The organism is Marinococcus halophilus (genome assembly GCF_002265875.1).
GTDB classification, from domain to species: domain Bacteria; phylum Bacillota; class Bacilli; order Bacillales; family Marinococcaceae; genus Marinococcus; species Marinococcus halophilus.
In genome coordinates this window covers 43482-63294 of record NZ_NPFA01000007.1, presented here as the reverse complement: position 1 = coordinate 63294, position 19813 = coordinate 43482, and the positions used below count along the sequence as shown (strand labels likewise).

General features: G+C 43.5%; 21 protein-coding genes. 6 read left to right on the top strand and 15 right to left on the bottom strand.

Annotated elements, in window-relative coordinates; all coding sequences use genetic code 11:
- Positions 1-324: 324 nt before the first annotated feature.
- Both CHL76_RS08665 and CHL76_RS17015 read right to left on the bottom strand, forming a co-directional pair.
- Complete coding sequence (locus tag CHL76_RS08665) at positions 325-1110, bottom strand: SDR family NAD(P)-dependent oxidoreductase (protein WP_179124108.1); 786 nt, start codon at positions 1108-1110, stop codon at positions 325-327.
- A gap of 173 nt (positions 1111-1283) precedes the next feature.
- Positions 1284-1421, bottom strand: coding sequence for a hypothetical protein (locus CHL76_RS17015; RefSeq protein WP_158219125.1), 138 nt, complete (start codon positions 1419-1421; stop codon positions 1284-1286).
- 434 nt (positions 1422-1855) lie between these two features.
- Between CHL76_RS17015 and CHL76_RS08660 the strand changes: the two genes are divergently transcribed.
- Positions 1856-2290 (top strand): universal stress protein, encoded by a 435-nt coding sequence (locus CHL76_RS08660; protein WP_079476332.1) that lies wholly within the window; start codon positions 1856-1858, stop codon positions 2288-2290.
- A gap of 409 nt (positions 2291-2699) precedes the next feature.
- On the opposite strand, the gene CHL76_RS08655 is transcribed toward CHL76_RS08660, so the two are convergent.
- Together CHL76_RS08655 and CHL76_RS08650 are read right to left on the bottom strand one after the other, a co-directional pair.
- Entirely contained in the window at positions 2700-3128 is a 429-nt protein-coding gene (locus tag CHL76_RS08655) for a DMT family transporter (RefSeq protein ID WP_079476331.1), read from the bottom strand.
- 51 nt (positions 3129-3179) lie between these two features.
- Positions 3180-3518, bottom strand: a complete 339-nt coding sequence (locus tag CHL76_RS08650) for a hypothetical protein (RefSeq protein WP_079476330.1) — start codon at positions 3516-3518, stop codon at positions 3180-3182.
- 115 nt (positions 3519-3633) lie between these two features.
- Between CHL76_RS08650 and CHL76_RS08645 the strand changes: the two genes are divergently transcribed.
- From CHL76_RS08645 to CHL76_RS08635, 3 genes are all read left to right on the top strand, one after another.
- Complete coding sequence (locus CHL76_RS08645; RefSeq protein WP_079476329.1) at positions 3634-4509, top strand: LysR family transcriptional regulator; 876 nt, start codon at positions 3634-3636, stop codon at positions 4507-4509.
- A 340-nt stretch (positions 4510-4849) separates the two neighbouring features.
- The gene (locus CHL76_RS08640) at positions 4850-5551 is read left to right on the top strand and encodes an HD-GYP domain-containing protein (RefSeq protein WP_079476328.1); all 702 of its coding nucleotides are present in this window, start codon (positions 4850-4852) and stop codon (positions 5549-5551) included.
- Between the two features lie 37 nt (positions 5552-5588).
- On the top strand, positions 5589-6413 hold the full coding sequence (locus CHL76_RS08635) for a GGDEF domain-containing protein (RefSeq protein ID WP_158219124.1): 825 nt from the start codon (positions 5589-5591) through the stop codon (positions 6411-6413).
- A gap of 192 nt (positions 6414-6605) precedes the next feature.
- On the opposite strand, the gene CHL76_RS08630 is transcribed toward CHL76_RS08635, so the two are convergent.
- From CHL76_RS08630 to fadX, 9 genes are all read right to left on the bottom strand, one after another.
- Complete coding sequence (locus tag CHL76_RS08630) at positions 6606-6800, bottom strand: hypothetical protein (RefSeq protein WP_079476326.1); 195 nt, start codon at positions 6798-6800, stop codon at positions 6606-6608.
- Between the two features lie 176 nt (positions 6801-6976).
- Positions 6977-7501, bottom strand: coding sequence for a hypothetical protein (locus tag CHL76_RS08625; protein WP_079476325.1), 525 nt, complete (start codon positions 7499-7501; stop codon positions 6977-6979).
- 109 nt (positions 7502-7610) lie between these two features.
- Positions 7611-8054: an Lrp/AsnC family transcriptional regulator gene (locus CHL76_RS08620; protein ID WP_079476324.1), complete on the bottom strand. Its 444-nt coding sequence runs from the start codon at positions 8052-8054 to the stop codon at positions 7611-7613.
- A gap of 452 nt (positions 8055-8506) precedes the next feature.
- Complete coding sequence (locus CHL76_RS08615; RefSeq protein ID WP_079476323.1) at positions 8507-8701, bottom strand: hypothetical protein; 195 nt, start codon at positions 8699-8701, stop codon at positions 8507-8509.
- Between the two features lie 181 nt (positions 8702-8882).
- The gene (locus CHL76_RS08610; RefSeq protein ID WP_079476322.1) at positions 8883-10070 is read right to left on the bottom strand and encodes a thiolase family protein; all 1188 of its coding nucleotides are present in this window, start codon (positions 10068-10070) and stop codon (positions 8883-8885) included.
- A 32-nt stretch (positions 10071-10102) separates the two neighbouring features.
- Positions 10103-12361 carry a 3-hydroxyacyl-CoA dehydrogenase/crotonase FadB gene (gene fadB, locus CHL76_RS08605; RefSeq protein ID WP_094908342.1) on the bottom strand — a complete coding sequence of 753 codons (2259 nt, stop codon included), beginning with the start codon at positions 12359-12361 and terminating at the stop codon, positions 10103-10105.
- 46 nt (positions 12362-12407) lie between these two features.
- A complete protein-coding gene (fadE, locus tag CHL76_RS08600) occupies positions 12408-13613 on the bottom strand; it encodes an acyl-CoA dehydrogenase FadE (RefSeq protein ID WP_094908341.1) in 1206 nt (401 codons plus the stop codon).
- Positions 13614-13658: 45 nt separating this feature from the next.
- Positions 13659-15182 carry a long-chain-fatty-acid--CoA ligase FadD gene (gene fadD / locus CHL76_RS08595; protein ID WP_094908340.1) on the bottom strand — a complete coding sequence of 508 codons (1524 nt, stop codon included), beginning with the start codon at positions 15180-15182 and terminating at the stop codon, positions 13659-13661.
- Positions 15172-16770, bottom strand: coding sequence for a fatty acid degradation protein FadX (gene fadX / locus CHL76_RS08590; protein ID WP_094908339.1), 1599 nt, complete (start codon positions 16768-16770; stop codon positions 15172-15174). The genes fadD and fadX overlap by 11 nt, the downstream gene beginning before the upstream one ends.
- A gap of 279 nt (positions 16771-17049) precedes the next feature.
- Here fadX and CHL76_RS08585 point away from each other — a divergent pair, with 279 nt between their 5' ends.
- Positions 17050-17253 carry a hypothetical protein gene (locus CHL76_RS08585; RefSeq protein WP_094908338.1) on the top strand — a complete coding sequence of 68 codons (204 nt, stop codon included), beginning with the start codon at positions 17050-17052 and terminating at the stop codon, positions 17251-17253.
- 386 nt (positions 17254-17639) lie between these two features.
- On the opposite strand, the gene CHL76_RS08575 is transcribed toward CHL76_RS08585, so the two are convergent.
- The gene (locus CHL76_RS08575) at positions 17640-18047 is read right to left on the bottom strand and encodes a DUF4181 domain-containing protein (RefSeq protein WP_079476315.1); all 408 of its coding nucleotides are present in this window, start codon (positions 18045-18047) and stop codon (positions 17640-17642) included.
- Between the two features lie 390 nt (positions 18048-18437).
- Between CHL76_RS08575 and CHL76_RS08570 the strand changes: the two genes are divergently transcribed.
- Positions 18438-18845 (top strand): hypothetical protein, encoded by a 408-nt coding sequence (locus CHL76_RS08570; RefSeq protein ID WP_094908336.1) that lies wholly within the window; start codon positions 18438-18440, stop codon positions 18843-18845.
- 725 nt (positions 18846-19570) lie between these two features.
- Here CHL76_RS08570 and CHL76_RS17375 read toward each other — a convergent pair.
- Positions 19571-19693: a hypothetical protein gene (locus tag CHL76_RS17375; RefSeq protein WP_261763922.1), complete on the bottom strand. Its 123-nt coding sequence runs from the start codon at positions 19691-19693 to the stop codon at positions 19571-19573.
- Positions 19694-19813: the final 120 nt, after the last annotated feature.

The following is a 19813-nucleotide window of genomic DNA, read 5'->3' as shown; positions in this document are numbered from 1 at the left end:
GCAATGATAAAAGTAAATGAGAGCCCGTAGGAGTTTTTAATATAATTAAAGAAACTATCAATGGACTGTTAATAAAGAAGGCGTATTCTCGGGCCTGACACTAGGGACGTATACGGATGCCACCCTTTATTTGATATGTTTTCCTTGGGGATGTTCCATTTCATTACTGCAGGGCAAAATTGCACCTTTTTCTGTACCAGTGTTTTTATGAACTACGCCCGGTCCTCAACTCAAAATTATCAAAAAGAGAAACAAAAAGAAGAAAAAACCCGAGCCCGGAGTCTTTTCCAGGCTCGGTATAAATAATCATTCGGTTTTTGCTCGTTACTGAGGTTTTGCCTTTTTCGCATGTTCAGCTGCCTTGACCTCTTCAGATGTTATTCGATTTTCTTCTGCTGCCTTCTTCGTGGCTTCATCGCCACAAACCACGTGATCCAGTTTATTTTTTAAAGCGTCATATCCCTGCTGTGCTACTAGTTCTTTGTCATTTTTGTTTCTCTCATCGCCAAAGTAGGTATTATCCATGCCGGCATTGTGGTGAAAATCCGTATTTGTAGCACCAGGGAGCATAGCTGTTACATTGATCCCTGTGTCTCTTAACTCCTCTCTTAAGGATTCGGCAAACATAAATCCAAATGCCTTCGACGGACCATACACTGTTTCATAAGGTGTCGGCAATGTCGCCGACAGAGACGAAACGATAAGGATATCTCCCTTTTTATTCGGAACCATATCCTGAACGACGCGCTTCGCCATATGCACCGTTCCCGAAATGTTAATGTCTATTAACCGCAGCTCTTCCTGCAAATCGTTTTCTAAAAAGGAACCGCCAATGCTGACACCGACGTTTAACACAGCCGCATCCAGCTCTCTGTTTTTACTTTTCACAAACTCCCAAAATTCCTCCACTCCCTCATACGTCGAGGCGTCTGCCTGAAGAGGATACGCTTCCACACCGTAGCGTTCAATAGCCTCCGCCGCTTCAAAAATGCGCTCACTCGAGCCCGAAACCGCAATGTCGTATCCATCCTGGGCGAATAATTTTGCAAGCTCCAGCCCCAAGCCCGAGGAAGCTCCCGTTATCATGGTAAATGGACGTTCGTTGGACATTTTATTTACTCCTTATTTGTTTTTCTTATACACCCTCTGCTAAGCATTACACGTATTATCCTAAGCCTTAAGACGCTGTCGGACTAACGCTTGGAAGATGCGCCAACCCTATCGAAAAATATTATTTAAAGGAAGAGTACAGAAAATGTTTTATTGAGCCTCGTTCCTATCTATCATTTTTTAGGATTTTCCTGCTTCAACAGCTCCTGGATCTTCCGCAGCCGTTGTTGAAAATCGTCGTAGGACACCTTACCCTGGTTATAGTCTTCCTGCAGCGCCAATTTTTCTGTGAGTAAGTGTGCTTTATTCATGATGGACTATCTCCTCTCGTGACTGATAGTACCCCTTTACCTGATTTACGGAAGCAGGTAAACCTCTTCTTTCGTTACAAGAACCAGAAGCAGCTATAGCCACGGCACTTTTTCACGAACTTTTATTACTCGAGCGGTTTTATAAAAATAAAAAAAGCCGAAAAAGGTGCCATTCCCATGTTTTATTACTCCCTTTGCCGGGTAATTTATTTTAGAAATGACCATGATTCTTCTTTGGAAGTGCTAATCATTTCCTCATACGCGGCAGCAATGGATAGATATCAAAGCTAGACCATCAGCCAGAAAAAGAGAACTTTCTCTTTTTCTGGCTTTTTTTGGTTTTATGAAAACATTTTCATTATTGATTCCCTTCAACCGCTACCATCTATGAGTGATCGCGGATATAACATTTTTATTAGAAAGGAAGAAAAACTATGGAACAATTTCAGCGTATATTAGTCGGTGTCGAAACTCTTGAAGCCACTTCGCACGACCCTTTAGCTCATGCCGTACAATTAGCACAGGAGCACCAGGCTACGTTACTGATCGCCTTTATGATGGACACCAAAGGGTACTCCCCCTTCGAGCGCATGGACCCGAACGGCTTCCGCCGGCTTCAGGCCCAGGCTTCTTCCCAGCTTCAACGACTCAAAGAATGGGCTGTTGAACAAGGAGTCCCTCAAGTAGAAACCATCATGGAGCCCGGCCTTCCGAAACGGGACATTGGAAAAATTTGCGCCAGATACGAGACAGATCTAGTCGTGCTCGGGGAATCAGGAGCTTCCAAAATCGACAGGGCATTTCTTGGCAATACAGCCAAAAGCGTTCAAAAAAAGGTCGATTGTAACGTAAAAGTCATTTCGACGTAAGCAGAAGCGAAATCTGCTTATTGTCGAGCGGCCGGGGACAAGCAGTGCCGTGTAGATGATTCTATAGCTGACCCAGGAGCCTTTGCCTTCTCATCAAGATAGTTAAATACTTTCCCTACCTTCCTCTGCATGAATGCATTAGGATGAAATATCTTTGGAAGATCCTGTTTCATTGCAAAATCATTTTTGACTTTAGCAAAAGGAAGGAATTGCCTTTAAGTATATATTTACCGCATATATACTCCCCTTATGCGGTTTAACGCATAAAATTATGGCAGCCCCAAACAGTCAACCGTTTGGGGTTTTTTTCTTTATATGTGTGCTTGTAAACAATCAGGATATGTAATAAGAATTTCTATTAAAAGATGATGCAGAAAAGCTGGCCGCCCCGACGGACAGGCTTTCTGCGTCAATGATAAAATAGATACAGTGCCACCCCAATCAATCCGAGCGCGGCCAGCCGTGAGGCATCCATTGGGATTTCCGGCGTTCCAAATGCACCAAAATGGTCCAGAAGCATTCCGAGCAGCAACTGTCCGGCAATGCCGGCGGTAATCGCTGCAGAAGCCCCGATCCTCGGCACCGCCAGAATGATACAGACAATATAAAAAGCGCCCAGCGCCCCGACCGTCCATTTCCAGAACGAGAAGGATGGAAACGAAAACGAGAGGCCTCCCTGCACCAGCGTGCTTAAGAATAAGCAAACGGTCCCGACAAAATAAGCGATAAAGGCCGTTTCCACACTGCCTATTTTGCTGCCGATTTCTCCGTTCACGCCGGCCTGGAACGCGAGCGCCGCCCCTCCGGTAAAGCATAATATTATTAACAGCCAGGCCATGCACCTTCCCCCTTATATTTCTAAAATCTACTGCCCGTATGGTTCCTCTTTCTATCGTTTCTCGCTCTTAAGCTCGCTACGTTTCTGATACAACACATACCCCGTCCAGCTCAACGCTCCCGGCAGAACCCATAACACGGTTAAATATATCGTGCCTAAAATCGCAATCCCTGCGGCCCAGTATGCAGCCAGAGGCCTTCGGCCAATTGCCAAAGCTGCCAGGATAAAGGAACACACAGGTACCACGATTTGTCCTCCACCTACTGCCATCCCTACTTCTGTCCAACCCGGAAATTTCTGCGTGGCCTGCCACAGCCACGGCCAGCATATGCCGATCCCCACTCCCAGGAATCCAGCAAGAATCCAGCACGTTCGTTCCTCGTGATGCATATTCTTTCGCTCCCTCTTACTTATAGTAGCTTCTACGATACACCACCCGTACGATCATGAATAATGATAAAATAATATGGAAGCTATCATAAAAACAGATATCTGGAGGTGAACTATGAACATTCAGACCTTACAGCTGTTTCGAGCCCTAGCGCATGAGCAAAACATCTCCAGGGTGGCGAACAAATGGAACTATGTGCAATCGAACGTAACCGGGCATTTGCAGCGGCTGGAACATGAGCTCGGCGTCCCCCTTTTCCACCGGCATTCCAGAGGTCTCACGCTCACTCCGCAGGGAACCTATGTGCTTGCCTGCGTGGAAGACATGCTTAACTCATGGGAGCATTTGCAGGACACAATTTCAGATTCGTCACTGCCTTATGAGCCACTGGTGCTCGGTTCCATTAATTCCATGGCGGCAACCCACCTGCCGGCGTTAATGTCATCGCTCCATCAGGCTCTTCCGTCCATTGACGTGTCGCTTCGCTACGGCATTACAGAGGAATTGATCCAGCAGGTGCTGCAGCATGAATGCCAGGGGGCCTTTGTCACCGGCCCTGTGCGCCACCCTGCCCTCCATCAGCACATATTTTCCACAGAAACTCTTACTCTCGTTTCCAACCCGCTGGTGCTTCCGCTCGGGAGTCTTCAGGACGTACACCAGCAGACTGTTCTTGTGCTGGAACCCGGCTGCATGTTCCGGGAACGCCTGCTGCAAATGATTCATCAGGAAGGCGTCATTCCGAAGCAGGTGATCACCTTCTCGAACCTCGAATCACTATTGGGACACGTCCGGGCCGGAATGGGGATCGCCCTGCTGTCCGAGCGATACGTGCATTCATTTCAGGATGATTACATCGCATGCACGCCCGTGCCACCGGAACACGCCCGGGTGGATATTTCCTTTATCTATTCTCCGGCAAGCGAGCAGCACCGCTCGTTTCAGACTTTCCAGGATATCTTGCACGAATCCCTACGTTCTTCGTTTTGATGAAACTCACTTTAATAAGATTAAAAAAGAGAGAAGCCATTTTCACACAATGGTTTCTTTTTTTATCCATTTTCCATTCAGCATGCTGTGATTTTTACTCTTAAATGATCATGCTGAGCCAATTCTATTCCTTCATTACAAATAATTTTGAAGATATATTCATGATAGCTAGGTTCTAGCGCTATCGCTCCGGGGAATTTTTCATGCTTATCGATCTGGCCTGGATTGAATTAAAGACGGGAAAACCAATTTGACAGGCAATTTGGTTTATTTATTCTTTCCTTTGTGCTATAACAAAAGTACCATTTTAACAGGCAGGCGGTGCTTTGTATTGACTCCCATGACCGTGGATCTTCTTCTTTCCCAGACGTATTTACATCAGCTGTGGCAAAAACACTGGCCAGATAAAACGGGTTTTGTACATAATTCGGCGTCGGCCTTTCATCAATACGAGTCGTTGTTTCTATCGCTTTGCCGGGACGGCCGTATCTATCCTTTGGTAGCCAGGTTACAATCTATGGGACCCGAAACGTACCATCATTCATTGGATGTGTTTCTTCTCGGAAACGTGCTGGCGGATTATCTGCAGATGGAGATGGCAGAACTTGCAGCTGGTTTCCTGCTGCATGACGTGGGGAAAACATACATATCTTCATACATTCTTCAAAAATCGGGCACTTTGACACCGGAAGAATGGGAAACTGTTCAGGAGCACCCCATGCGGGGATATCATTTGCTCCGGGCGCATGGACTGGAGGATTCAATAGCTCACATGGCTTTATATCACCATGAACGTGGTAACCAGACGGGCTACCCCTTCGGACTACCGGCATGGGAATTACCCGCCCCGCTTCGACTGCTTAGTGTCGTGGATGTGTATTCGGCCCTGACGCTTCCCCGTTCCTACAGGAAAGCCCTGACGCCGGACCAGGCATTGTATCATCTTCGTAAGCATACCGAGGAGTTGGACGCTGTCTATATTCATGCCCTTCTTAATATTTTACACACCCATGAACCAGACCCCGGAAATCCTTCCTCTTAACATCCAGGAGGAACAGGAGCAGAAAGGAAGGAACTATATGCGATACAATTATCTTCACGGGATGGCGCTGGTCTACTTAAGTTTTGGCATCGTGGTAGGCGTCGCTTTTTCTCTAATCATGCCGCTCGTGATTCCAGTTCCCGCCGAACTTCAGCGTTTATTTACCATCGCCTCCATCAGTGCGGGCGTCCTTTTAGGCGTGTTAAACTTTTGTCTCTTTTTTGCCTTCGTCCGCCGTTGTATCACTCACTTTCAGTCCGTCTTAACCGCGGTTCGTGCCGGTGATTTAAGTGCGCGCGCTTCTTTTCGTTCTTCCGGGATGATCGGCCGGATGACCCGGGATTTGAACCGAACGATTGCCCACCTGGAGAAAACCCGCAATGACGTGCGCACGGACGACCTGACCCGCCTGCCAAATCGGGTAGCACTGCAGCAGGTGTTCCGGGACCACACATTTCTTCCGACCTCACGCTATGCCCTGTATTTTTTGGATGTTGATCAATTCAAAATTATCAACGATACATATGGTCATCTCACCGGCGATCGTGTACTCCGCTGTGTGGCCGACGCACTGCAGCATACAATTGAGAATGAGCAGACCGCCTACCGATTGAGCGGAGATGAGTTTATTGTCCTGGGGCCGGTTCCCTCACACGATCTGTCGAACGAGGAATGGGCAGAACGATTGCATAACCGTATCGACCAAACCTGTGCAGTAAGCATTGATACCTTTACCGTGCGGGTCAGTGTCGGCCGTTACGATTTCTGCCCACGGGAGACTGATTTTTTAACGGTACTGGCTCAGGCGGATGACACCATGTATCAGGCCAAACAGCAGCGTTCCCCTTCGGTTTTCACTTAAACAGCCGGCCTGTCCACAGCATTGCGGCAACAGTTTCTTTTTAACGAAACAGGCATCCTTTGACTTCGTAAAGCCACGGATGCCTGTTTTCTATTTTTTATGATAATGGCTTAAAAGATGGTTTTCCTTCATGCTGCTGTGAATAATGCATCTTATTGGCATATCTTTTAGCAACTATTTCCAGGAGTGCCTTTACTCTGCTTTTCTACGTTTTTGTGTTAAAAGAATACTGGCAACGATGCCTCCGCATACCCCGCCTATAACAGCTACATCAAAATTATGATCCCACGGCATGCTCGTTATCATGTTTCTAAGAATTCGAAAGCTTAAGCCTACAATGATGGATACAATAATGAGTCCTATAAAAATAGCCAGCGTTTTCATCATTCATATTCTCCTAGTTATAAGGGTAAAGTCAGAAATATTTCAGAGGCATTTGTCCTCTATGCTTTCCAACGGAATGCATCGACTATGTAAAAAATTGAAAAATAAACAAAGCACACATAAAACACAAAAGCCGTCTCCATTTTCACATGGAGACGGCCTTGCTTCGGGAGGTGTGATTATTCTTCCCACTGGCCGGTATTTCTCGCCCACCGGTTGTCTCCAAGGACCATTGGAGAGTCGTATGAAGAAGCGGCGTCTGTTTCGATATACATGTCCTGGACGTAATCAAGACTCTGGTGCAAAATGACTTCGATGTGGCGGTTGTTGCCATTTACTTCATTCGTGTAATTGGAAACGATATAATAATCGCCATTCGGCAAATGGTAAACAAGAGACTGTTCAAATGCATCAAACGTCAGAACATGGTCGGTTCGGTTAAAAATCTCATTCATACGGTCATGGTATTGCTCAAAAATCGTGCGGCATTCGGAGGTGCCACATGGCCGGCGTTGATCCTCCGAAATATAGCTTTCGGTACGCAGGGCGTGTCCGCCGTTAGTTGTTATTTCTTGCATCGATGGTTGATTCAGACTGGCGCCGCCAACAACGGCTACATGTGCGGCTTCGGCTGATGTTTCTAATGTGACCGAAACGACAGATGCAAGTAAGAGACTGGAAATTGTGGTAGTGAGCATCTTCATACGCTCTCTCCCCCCTTTTCGAAAAATGTTGCTTTAGTATAACGAAAAAGAAAGGAAATGAAAACCATATGTTGTAATAAAAGTAAATTTTTTTTACTATTTATCGTTTTTAGTAGGAAAAACTGTCTTTGTACTGCTTCAGTTCCACATTGACATCGACGTCTAATATGCCTTCAAGTGCGGCTAAGTCGGCATTAATGAACGAGACTAAATCATCGTTGGTCGAAAAATAGGCTTGAATCATTAGATCGTGATTACCGGAAAAGGCTCCGACAAAACGTACAGCTTCAAAGGTTTGTAGCTGAAGGGCAACGTGCTGTTGTTGGCCGAGCCGGGTGTTAATACCGATGATAGCCTGCACGTCCAAACCGATTTTTTTCGGATCGGTGTGAACAATAAAGTCAAAAACCCCGGTATCAAGCATTTTTCGAACCCGGGTTCGAATCGTTCCTTCACTTACCTCTAAGGTTCGGGCGATCATGGAATATGATTCTTTGGCGTTTTTCTGCAAGGCACGTAAAATAGCCCGGTCGGTAGCATCGAGTGTTGGCATGGTGGTGGGCCTCCTTATGATCATGTGCCTTCATGGCGGAATGAATTACTATAAAATAACTAAATTATACAAAAGAAAAAGGAAAAAATTCAACGATAAATTTCTAATTTTTCTTTAAATAAGGAATTATTGGTATAAAAAATGATTTAAGGCATATTAAAAACAGGAATGCTTTTCAAGCACTCCCTTAATCCTTTGTATTTTCCTGTTATATGTATTGCATTACCAACCTTTATGACCGGGTTTTTCTATTTGTTTGTTATGGAAGCTAACGTTTCTCCCGGTGGATCTATATCGTAAGAAAGAAAATAGATGTATCATAATGGAGGGAACACTCCTATCGAGGCTACGTTCTTTTCATTTATTACGCTTAATTTTACCTAGATAAAATAAAAAAGTTCCGGTACTTATTAATACCGCTAATACATAAAAAAGCTCCATTAATAATCACCTCAATTTCCATCATCAGTGGAAGCACTTGACTGTTTTCGTTGAAGGTAAAAGAAAACCCCAATCGAAATGGCCAGAATAAGGCATAATAGTATAAATAACCCTCCCGGTATATCAATAATATGGCGCAAGTCCATGAGAATCAAAGCAAATGATATAGTGCCAAATAATTTGTAAGCCAGTCTTAATACCTTCATGTTTCCCTCCCTGAATATTTTTTCTATGATTAAGCAATTTATTTCCTCCTAATGCTCCTGTCAGCGTGAAAACAAAAGTGGGGATGTCCCAAAAATAGGACAGCCCCCCTGGATATTTACGGATGCCTGGTAATTGTTCAGGCGGACAAAGATAACTAACACATTAAAACGCCGGAGTTAACTATCTGATGTATTCAAATATACCTGCAGCCCCCATGCCCCCTCCAATACACATGGTCACCATGCCATACTTGGAATCTGGTCTTTTTTTCATTTCAGCAAGCAGCTTTGCAGTCAGCATCGCTCCCGATGCCCCAAGAGGATGGCCTAATGAGATGGCGCCTCCATTAACATTCGTTTTGGTCATATCTAACCCTGTCTGTCTGATAGAGGCCACCGTTTGTGCTGCGAATGCTTCATTTAGTTCGATTAAATCCATATCATCAACCGACAGGTCAGTTAATTTTAACACATCCGGAATGGCATAAGCCGGACCAATCCCCATGATTTTTGGATCAACACCCGCTGCCTTGAAGCCCACGAATCGTGCAATCGGTGTGACGCCTAATTCTTTAACTTTGTCTCCCGACATTACAACCACAAATCCTGAGCCATCGGTAAGCGGGGCAGATGAACCGGCTGTTACGGTCCCATCGGCTTTGAACACAGTGGGCAGCTTCGCTAGATCCTCCATATTGGTATCAGGGCGCACCAGTTCGTCCGTGTCAAATATATCTTTTGTTACCACTGGGCCGTCATTATTGTACGTGACCTTAGTTACATTAATGGGAATAATCTCGTCATCGAACTTTCTTAAATCCTGGGCATTTTTAGCACGCTGATGACTTTGAACAGCATAAGCATCCTGATCTTCCCGGGAGACATTATATTTTTCGGCCACCATCTCGGCCGTCAGCCCCATTGGATAGGACACTCCGGCCTCTTCCTCCTGGAGTATTGGACTGTTGACCGGCTCATTTCCCCCCATCGGAACGGCACTCATCAGTTCAACTCCGCCGGCTGCTATAATATCTGCCTGGCCAGACACAATCTGATTAGCCGCCATCGCGATCGTTTGAAGTCCTGAAGAACAATAACGATTCACAGTCTGGGCCGGAACGTCTTCCGACAGCCCAGCAAGCAACGCAATCGAACGTGCGATATTTTGTCCCTGCAGCCCTTCAGGAAAAGCATTACCGACGATAACGTCCTGTACCATATTTGGATGGAATTGACCACCTACCCGGTCCAATACTCCTTTTAGTACCTGTGCTGCAACTTCATCAGGTCTTTCGTGAGCCATAGCACCACTTAACTTTCCTTTAGCTGAAGCAGAACGTCCATAAGCTACTATATACGCATCTTGCACTGATTTTCACCCTTTCTTTGCTGCCACAATTTTTAATTTCGTAAAGGCTCGCCTGTAGCCAGCATATGAGTAATTCGCTCGTACGTTTTTTCGTTTTGTAACAGCATCAAGAATTTTTGTTTTTCAAGCTTTTGAAGGTATTTTTGATTAATATAGGTGTTACGCGGAAGGTCTCCTCCGGATAAAACATCGGCAACACTTAAAGTGATTGTATAATCATGAGCACTTATGAAGTTTCCGACACGCTGGGCATCCAGCTGGCCTTGAGCGAGTGCTTTATAATCTCTGCCTAAAGCAAAATAGGTCAATTTCGGCCGGGGAACATAATTTGTCTCTACTTCAAACTGTGCTCGTTTCAATGCTATTTCTACTCTTTTCTCTGTATTCAGTATAATGGAATCGGTTTCTCTTAGATAACCATACCTGAGCGCTTCATAAGCATTCGTTGATACTTTTGCGAACCCTACATTCGTCAGTACCTTCGTCATCGATTCCTGTTTATCGTTGTGCTTATGGTTCGTTCCGAGAATCCGGTCCGCCATTTCAGCAAGGCCGCCACCGCTAGGAAGGAGTCCCACCCCTGCTTCCACAAGTCCCATGTATGTTTCACTTGCAGCTACTACGACCGGTGAATGAAGGACCAATTCACAACCGCCGCCTAAAGCTTTCCCGTGGACGGCTGTCACGACGGGCTTAAGTGCATATTTAAGGCGGCTGAAGCTTTCGTGCAGTTTTTCAATTGCAGGCCCAACGATGTCTTCCACTTTGTTTTCTTCATGTGCTTTTTTCATCAGATATAGGTTGGCACCTACACTGAAATTGTTTCCTTCTGCATAGATGACCATGCTCGAGTAATCTTCGTTTTCTAAAATATCGATAGACTCGATTAAATCATCAGCAAAGCCATCGGTAATAATATTATTATTACTTTGCAGCTTCAGTAACAGCTGGTCTCTATTTGCCACAGAAAGGCTGGAGTCTTCCCTGTTCCACAGTTCACTATCTGTAAACGCTGATACAGGAGTCACACGCTCAATTGACTCACCTTCAGAATAAAATGATGTGCTGCGTTTTTCTATCCATTCCGGTAATGGCCCCAGCTCCCGCTGCATGCGTTCCTTAACGCGTTCGAACCCCATCAGGTCCCATAGCTGGAAGGGCCCTTTTTTCCAGTTGAACCCCCACACCACGGCACGGTCTATATCTTTAAAATCCGTTGCCGCTTTTGGCACATTCAAAGCACAATAGTAGAAATTGTTTCTAAGGGTTTCCCATAAGAACCTGCCCGCTTCATCTTCAGCGTTGTAGATGATGTCCATATTTGACTTCAAGTCTTTACTGAAGCTGTTCAGCAGCTCAAAATCAGGCTGCTTTGGCTGTACATATTCATTGCTTTCAGGATCAAAAACCAGCAGTGATTTCTTGTCCTTCTTATAAAAACCCTGCTTGGTTTTCCTCCCCAACGCACCCTGTTCCATCAGTTTTCCTGCAGTACTTGTCTCGTGGAAAAATTCCTGTTCTTCCGGATCCTGCCGCAGGCCCTTGATGACGGTTGTCGCAATATCAAGCCCTACCAGATCAACAAGCCCGTACGTCCCGAGACTTGGCCTTCCGATACCGCGTCCCGTGAGTGCATCGACTTCTGCAATGGACAGGCCTGTATTCTCTGCACGATACATAACATCGTTCATTGTCTGTGTCCCTATCCGGTTAGCAACAAATGCAGGCACATCGTTTGCTATGATGACACCCTTGCCCAGCACATCTGCAGCAAAGGCCTGGACTTTATTTGTGACTTCAGGGGACGTATTAGATCCAGGGATCACTTCTACTAGCTTCATGACCCGGGGCGGGTTGAAGAAGTGCATGCCGAAAAATCTTTCCTGCTCCGAATCGTTAAAGACCTGGGCTATTGCCTTTATTGGAATACCTGAAGTATTTGTGGCAAATAACGCATCATCTTTGGCAACACGTCTCACCTGATCCCAGATGCTATGCTTTATTTCCACTTCTTCCTTTACAGCTTCAATAAAAATATCCGAGTCATCCTGCCCAGTTAAATCTTCTGTAAAATTGCCATAAGTCAAATTAGAGGCGAAGTTTAAATCAAATAACTGCGGCCGTTTTGGATCAGTAATCATATCATATGATTTTTTGGAAATCTTGTTTGGATCGCTCTCGTCAACTGCTATGTCCAGCAGTTTTACCTTTAAACCTGCATTAACCAAAAGGGCGGCAATTTGACTGCCCATTAACCCCGCGCCTAAAACGGTTGCTTTTCTCATCGTCATGAAATAACCTCCATATTTCTGAAATTTATTTAGCCGCTCCCTGCAGTTATATAAATGCAGAATCCCCTGTTAATGCTCTCCCAATAACTAAGGCATTAATTTCATGAGTGCCCTCGTAGGTGTAAATGGCTTCGGCATCAGAGAAAAACCTCGCGATATCATATTCGGCAAGAATACCGTTGCCACCTGTAACGGCTCGTCCCATTGCAACAGACTCCCTTAATCTTAAGGCGTTCATCATTTTTGCGGTTGAGGTTGCCACTTCATCATATTCCCCGTTCCCCTGCATCCGGGCAAGCTGCGCAGACAGACTCATTGCATGGGATAGATTTCCCTGTATCATTGCCAATTTCTCCTGAATTAACTGATATTTGCTGAGTTCTTTGCCAAATTGTTTACGTTCGGTCACATAATCCAGAGCTGCCCGAAGGGTCCCGGCTATCGCTCCTGTCGCCATATGGGCCACACCAGCACGTGTGGAGTACAGCACTTTCGCAATGTCTTTGAAGCCATTAATATTTTGCAGCCTGTCTTCCTCTTGGACGACAACGTTGTTTAAGTGAATATTAGCATTCGGGACAATTCTCAAAGCGATTTTATTTTCAATAACATCCATATCCACGCCGTCCTGACCAGGCCGAATAATAAATCCCTTTGGTTTACCTGTATCCACATCTGTAGCAAAAACTGGTATAACATCCGAAATATGGGCTCCGCCTATCCATTTTTTCACACCGTTTATTACCCATTTATCACCCTCGCGCTTAGCCGTCGTTGCTAAACCTCCAGCTACATCCGACCCGTGTTCAGGTTCGGTTAAAGCAAAGCAGGTCCTCAGTTCGTGAGATTGTAATTTCGGCACATAATACGCCACTTGTTCTTTGCTTCCGCCAAACAGGAACGCATTGTGTCCTAAACCCTGATGCACGCCCATCAAAGTAACTAATGAAACATCAAACCTTGCCACTGTATATAACATGAAAAACTGAAACAGCTGACTCGTAGCCCGTTCACCCTCCCGGCCTTCAAACAGCAATGGGTTATTGAAATAATTTAGTTTACCCATGTCATTAAAAAAGTCTTCAGGCACTGTTGCATTAGCCCAGTGATCATTAATTGAATCCCGGTATTTTTCTTCCAGCAGATCATTGAGTTGTTTTAAAAACTGAACTTCTCCTTCAGTTAACTCTTTAGAAATATTTAATAAATCTTCAGGATATAATTCTTTTATCAGTGCTTGTTTTTCAGCCATGGTATAGCCTCCAGTATATTCTGATAGCGCTTTCAAAAAAGTCGCTTAAAGCAATTCGTTTCTCTGATTTTCTTCCTGTGCTTTTTGATTCGCCATTTTTTGTAATGCTATTCTGTCAGGCTTCGCGGTTGAGTTTAATGGTATATCCTTCACTTTTAAATACATTCGCGGTATTTTGTAGCCTGCCAGGTGCTCTCTCACATGCTTGTCCAGTTTAGCTTCGAAATCCGGATCGTCCTCTTTTAATTGCACTATTGCAGAAACAGATTCTCCAAATTCAGGACTTTCATACCCCACTACCACCGTTTGCCTCACAAGCGAATGTTCTGATAATACACCTTCCACTTCAGAAGGAAGAACATTTTCACCCCCGGTAATAATGAGCTCCTTTTTCCGGTTGATGATAAAGATATCACCATCTTCATCCTGCCTCGCTAAATCACCTGTTAAGAAATACTTGCCTGCAAACGATTTTTTTGTTTCTTCCGGTTTGTTCCAATAACCCGGAGTAACGTTTTTACCGTTGATTGCCAATTCCCCGATTTCACCAGTTTCAACATCGTTATAATTTTCATCCAGCAGGCGCACATCCATATACATGACAGGCTTGCCAATACTCATTGGTTTTTTTATTGCATTATCAGGTGTATTAACCATAACAAGTGGAGCTTCAGTTAAACCGTAGCCATTGACTAATGTGTAACCCATACTCTCAAATTTTTTCTGTACAGCCGGGAGCGGTGCAGAGCCCCCCTGTATTAAGAACTCAATATTTTTGAAGCCCTGAATATCAAGATTACCAGCTGCCAGCATGCCATAATACATAGTTGGTATGAGCATTAAATAATCGGGCTGGTATTTTACCATCAGATCATTTAATTCCTTTCCGTCAAAATAGCGATGCAGAATCAATGTTCCGCCAGCCATTAATAACGGCAGCGACAAATCATTAAATCCCAGTACATGAAACATCGGAGTTGATACAATTGTTGTATAACCGGCATGTGTTTTATACGTCAATGCGGTATTGATCATGTTATTAACAAACGAATCGTAAGTGAACATAACCCCTTTAGGTAATCCTGTTGTCCCGCTCGTATATATTAAAGATGCAAGGTCATCGCTTTCTACATTGACACTTTTAAATGGGCGGTGGTTTTCAGGATTAACAATGTCATCATATTCCGACGAATCGACATCCATATGGATTAGCTCCTGGGGGATTCCTTTCAGGGACTCCAGATGATTGGAGGCGTAAAAAATCAGCCTGACATTAGAATCCGAAATGATGCTTTCAATCTCTAAAGATTTCAGCCGCCAATTAATAGGCAGGAAAACGGCTCCCAGTTTAAATGAGGCAAACAACACATCCAGTATCGCAACATCATTTGGTGCGAATATACCGATGACATCCCCGCGTTTTACTCCCTGATCCTGCAAATAATTCGCTAAATTCTCCGCACGGATGTTTAAATCCTGATATGACCATTCTGTGCCCTTACCCGGATCGATAATCGCTGCTTTCACTCTGTCAAAATCTGATCTTGTTTTAATCCAATCATAATTCATATTTATCTTCTCCTTTATCAATATGAGTCCGATGTTGGATCGATTGCTTCAATTCCCCCCAATCATTTTGATAAATATGTTGGTCTGTAATTTTCAACTCGTCAGAAATAATAGGATCAAAATCCATCTTTGATAAAACATCCCTCTGCAGATCCAGCCCCGGACTGATTTCAATTAATTTTAAGCCTTCCTCCACCAATTGGAATACAGCGCGTTCAGTTACATAAAAAACCTGTTGATTCAGCTCTCTCGAATACGCTGCGTTGAAATCTACACTTTGTACATTTTTTACAAATTTATGCGAGTGGCCTTCCTGTTCAATGATCAATTGGTTATTTTCACAACAAGACTGGCTGCCCGCAACCAGAGTTCCCGAAAAAATAATAGCCTTCACAGTTTGACTTATGTCTATAAACCCGCCACTTCCGCTCCTTTTATTGCCAAAACAGGAGACATTTACGTTTCCCAGCTGGTCGATTTCCGCAAAACTGAGATAGGCTATGTCATGGCCGCCATGATATATAAAGTCCCATGTCAGCTCATGGCGCATTCTTGCGTCGAGATTATAGTTCATTCCAAAGCGGTCTTTACTGCCAATAATTCCTCCGAATATGCCGGTATCAATATTAAGCTGAACCAAATTCTCCGCCTGCTCTTCTATTAATACATTTGGCAGCTCATTATTTATACCGAATCCAATACTGACTACATCCCCTTCACTTAAAAACTGGGCAGCCCGTCTTAGAATAATTTTACGGGAGCTAAGTTTCATAGGCTGCTCCTGTATATTGCTCACCCGGTAATGACCTGATAAAGCAGGATCATAATAAGTCTGCATCACCTGCTTATGATATTCAGGGTTTTCGTTTATAACAACGTAATCCACAAGTTCACCGGGAATAAACACATCATGAGGGGGAAAGCTGCCGCTTTGAACAATTTCTTTAACCTGAACAATCACCTTCCCGCCATTTTGATGGGTGGCAGCCGCTACACTGTATCCTTCTCCCAAATGGGACTCATGAGTCATAAAAATATTCCCTTTTTCGTCAGCGTAGGTCCCCCGTAAAAGAGCTGTATCAATGCCAGGAAAGTCATAGTGTAAATATTCTTCTCCCTTGATTTCTAATACAGAGACTAAGCGCTCGGTGGTGACATCATTAACCATTCCGCCTGAATTTCTAGGGTCAACACTTGTATTTAAACCTATTTTTGTAATCATCCCCGGGGAGGAAACGGACTGATTCCGATATTGTACGGCGAGAATTCCCTGTGGGAAAAAATACGCTTCAATTGCATTATTTTTAATCGCCTCAATAGTAGCTGGTGAGGCTGTGAGTAGACTCGTTATTAACCGTTTAATCATCCCCCGTTGAACGAAAGCATCAAGATCAATCCCGCCCTCGTAATCACTTATATCATTTGCCATGATAAACGTAAGGTTATCCGGGCTTCCCGTTTCATCGTATTCTTCAACTATATGTTTTAATATTTCTGCTGGTAAATTTCCGACAGATAAAGCTGCGACGGAAATAATATCTCCAGTGGTAATAATGTTTTTTAAATCATTGTATAAAATAACCTGCATGTCCCAACCTCCCTACAGTATTTACCCTGCTAAATCCTCACCATAATGTACCCCCTTCTTTATCCTCGTCCTACAGTTCTAAATTTATCATTTTATACAATAAATGTAAACGTTTTCAAAATATGCTTTATGGAAATAATTCAAAATTTGCTGTCTGATATGTCCATTTTGAGAAATAGTAGTGATCGAAAGATAACGATGGATAACCCCACCAAAGATTGGGTATGAAGACATTGAGGAATTTTTAGGAATTATGCCCATTAAAAAGGAGAAGTAACCATGGCCATGTCTCGAAGCGCTTTACCGAAACGAAAATTATACCCGCTTGTGACAACCGGGACGTTGCTGATGGCTGTCGTTCTTCTGCTAATAGCTCTTGATTATACCAGCCTTGGATTGCTGTTGTTAGGCTATAGCATAGGCATTCATGCTCTTATTCGAGGGGTTTTGGAATGGACGGAAAGCATTCGTACCTTCTACTGATGGTGGTTGGCAGGAGGTATTATTCTTTTGGTGATGATCTTTTTCCACTTGTTTCCCTGACAAGGCTGGGAAGAAGCATATGTAAGGAGGTGCAGAAATGAAAGTTTTCTGTATGATCATCGGGATCTGTGTACTGACGATGATCCTTCAAGTAGGGATTAATGGCATAAATAATCTGTTGGATGGCCAGAACTTTTGGACGCAATGGACCGATCGAATCGAAATAGCATCGGGGCTGGGAGTGATCCTCGGGATCGGGGCATGGGTTCGTCGAACATTTCCCCTGAAGGAACAATAGAAAACGTATTTCATATGTTCCAATTACTTTTATCTACAAGTAAAGAAGCAATATTATATTCTTTATTACTCTTCGTTCGTAAAGACTGCTACGTCATCCACCATTGATACGCTATCATGACAGGTGCCAGACATATGAACGTTCCTCCTGCGACCCTCCAGTCGTACCAATAATCATCTTTATTATCGCTTTCTTTCTTCCATAAGTACGTTCCGAACGTCATATACAACAAGAAAAGAGGAACAACAACGAATAGAAGGGTCAAATGAATCGGAACTCCTCCAAGGTTAGTAATGGAGAGCAAAAGAAAAACGATAATAATGGCAAACCACCGCGTTACTTTTTGATGAGTATTATTCGCATAGTGTTTGGAGCGCTCCTGCCCATTGCGTTTCACATACCATCGCCGTGTCATATTCATCATTAAGGACATAACGGCCCCTATCAACAATAAGCTCGAGAACAGTTCCACGATAAACCATAGGTTTTCATCCATTAGGCTTCTCCCCTGCTGTTTTTTTATAATAACAATTAATAATATGATCTCAAGGTGCTTTTACACCTAACAGAACATCTAAAGATTATTCCAAAATTAAAATCGTCTGAAAATCTTTAATTATGGACCACACACCAAACACCCCATTTTGCCTCTGGAAATGGAGTGGTATGGTGGTGCCCTCTCCTCCCTGTTAAAAATATGTAAAATAACCCTAAAAGTGATTGGAGACTAACCCCGTAAAGCTAAAGGGTGCCTTTTCCCTATATTTCAAAATAGTAATTTTTAAGTAACGTTCTATGCTAAACTGGATAGCATAAAGACAATAAGCTATTCAAATTAAAAGGAGTACTTCCGAATATATTCAGTCGTATTAGGAGGTTGAATTCATTGGACAGTTCATCAGATGAAATGAAGATAATCATTCCCGAAGGGTGCGGTAATGCCCCAAGAAAACAAATAGTGATCGATTTTACAGTGGCAGTATTAAAACAGCGGATTGAAATTATTAAGCAATATTCGGATGAATCTATTACATGGTACCAGTTAAAAGACAAACAAAAAATAGAAGGCCGGGGTTCATTAATTGCTGCTTTGCAGAATGAAAATAGAGCAGGCATTGACTCTATCGAAATTTATCAAGTAATCACACACGGGAAATTCGCTTCAATAAACGGGTTAATTTCATTAACAGATGACTCAAAAATTGATTTTTGCGAGGTATACGTATTTAGCAGCACGGCAAAGTCTGGAAAAATAAGAGAAATAAAATCATATAGATTGGAATCATTGAATTAAAAGGTTTAATAATTCACAAATAGTTATAGAATCGCAAAGATAAACGCTCTATACGAAAGGAGAGACATATGCGGTGTTCCCCATTCGATGATTTATGCTAAACGATAACGAGCTGAGGCATAGCTCGGTGCTGCGTTCCTTTCTCTGAAGGATTTGATACTTATGACTTCACCCAATCGAATCGCTCCCCCCATTCACGCAGGAGGGTTCTTTTTCTCTCTACCAGAGCATCTCCGGGATCTTACTTGTGATGATTCTTCTCACCCTGCCAGGTTTGGCTGCGGCGCTCCTTTCCCTAAAGCGGAAGAACCATGTTTTTCTTGATCTTTTATATCATTCCATTTATAGAATAAGTAATAGGTTTGCTTCTGCTCCTCAAAAAAGTTAGAGAAGATTGCTCACCAGGAGACCCGGAAAAAGATACCCACGCCAGGTTTTTTTGTGTGGTTATATCTATGGACGTGGCGGAAAAAATACATAATACATGCCCATAAAAGGACTAACCATTAAAACGAGACCAAAAACATAAACAAAAAAATTCCAGTCTCCCGTTTTTATGCTATAAGCCACATACACAATGGTATAGACAGTAAGTACAACGTATATAGTTCTTTTCATGAATGTCTTCAGGTGCATGGTTTACCCAGCTCCTTATAAACTAGTCGCTTAGAAAAAAAGCGTTTACCCCAGGCCTCTAAAAAACATGTCCGCAAGAATTAAAATGCCTATAAAATAGGGGTGCTGATCGCTAATAAAACGCCCAGCCCCATTAATAAACAGCTCTCGATGGCAAAGGCAGCCAGAGCCGCTACCAGACCGGTGAAGAATGTTACGCTTACAGTAACCATAAATGCCTCTTCCATGAATGTAAAATAATAGGAAGCTAAGTCTGGAAATAAATAATACTAAAAAGTAAAAAATCGTTTTAATTCTTCTAATATTATTCTCTGACAAGACCAATATGCCGG

Bases quoted from the DNA above. Each gene is read 5' to 3' on its own strand.
- CHL76_RS08665 (WP_179124108.1), bottom strand. From the start codon at position 1,110: ATGTCCAACGAACGTCCATTTACCATGATAACGGGAGCTTCCTCGGGC.
- CHL76_RS17015 (WP_158219125.1), bottom strand. From the start codon at position 1,421: ATGAATAAAGCACACTTACTCACAGAAAAATTGGCGCTGCAGGAAGAC.
- CHL76_RS08660 (WP_079476332.1), top strand. From the start codon at position 1,856: ATGGAACAATTTCAGCGTATATTAGTCGGTGTCGAAACTCTTGAAGCC.
- CHL76_RS08655 (WP_079476331.1), bottom strand. From the start codon at position 3,128: ATGGCCTGGCTGTTAATAATATTATGCTTTACCGGAGGGGCGGCGCTC.
- CHL76_RS08650 (WP_079476330.1), bottom strand. From the start codon at position 3,518: ATGCATCACGAGGAACGAACGTGCTGGATTCTTGCTGGATTCCTGGGA.
- CHL76_RS08645 (WP_079476329.1), top strand. From the start codon at position 3,634: ATGAACATTCAGACCTTACAGCTGTTTCGAGCCCTAGCGCATGAGCAA.
- CHL76_RS08640 (WP_079476328.1), top strand. From the start codon at position 4,850: ATGACCGTGGATCTTCTTCTTTCCCAGACGTATTTACATCAGCTGTGG.
- CHL76_RS08635 (WP_158219124.1), top strand. From the start codon at position 5,589: ATGCGATACAATTATCTTCACGGGATGGCGCTGGTCTACTTAAGTTTT.
- CHL76_RS08630 (WP_079476326.1), bottom strand. From the start codon at position 6,800: ATGATGAAAACGCTGGCTATTTTTATAGGACTCATTATTGTATCCATC.
- CHL76_RS08625 (WP_079476325.1), bottom strand. From the start codon at position 7,501: ATGAAGATGCTCACTACCACAATTTCCAGTCTCTTACTTGCATCTGTC.
- CHL76_RS08620 (WP_079476324.1), bottom strand. From the start codon at position 8,054: ATGCCAACACTCGATGCTACCGACCGGGCTATTTTACGTGCCTTGCAG.
- CHL76_RS08615 (WP_079476323.1), bottom strand. From the start codon at position 8,701: ATGAAGGTATTAAGACTGGCTTACAAATTATTTGGCACTATATCATTT.
- fadB (WP_094908342.1), bottom strand. From the start codon at position 12,361: ATGACGATGAGAAAAGCAACCGTTTTAGGCGCGGGGTTAATGGGCAGT.
- fadE (WP_094908341.1), bottom strand. From the start codon at position 13,613: ATGGCTGAAAAACAAGCACTGATAAAAGAATTATATCCTGAAGATTTA.
- fadD (WP_094908340.1), bottom strand. From the start codon at position 15,182: ATGAATTATGATTGGATTAAAACAAGATCAGATTTTGACAGAGTGAAA.
- fadX (WP_094908339.1), bottom strand. From the start codon at position 16,770: ATGCAGGTTATTTTATACAATGATTTAAAAAACATTATTACCACTGGA.
- CHL76_RS08585 (WP_094908338.1), top strand. From the start codon at position 17,050: ATGGCCATGTCTCGAAGCGCTTTACCGAAACGAAAATTATACCCGCTT.
- CHL76_RS08575 (WP_079476315.1), bottom strand. From the start codon at position 18,047: ATGGATGAAAACCTATGGTTTATCGTGGAACTGTTCTCGAGCTTATTG.
- CHL76_RS17375 (WP_261763922.1), bottom strand. From the start codon at position 19,693: ATGGTTACTGTAAGCGTAACATTCTTCACCGGTCTGGTAGCGGCTCTG.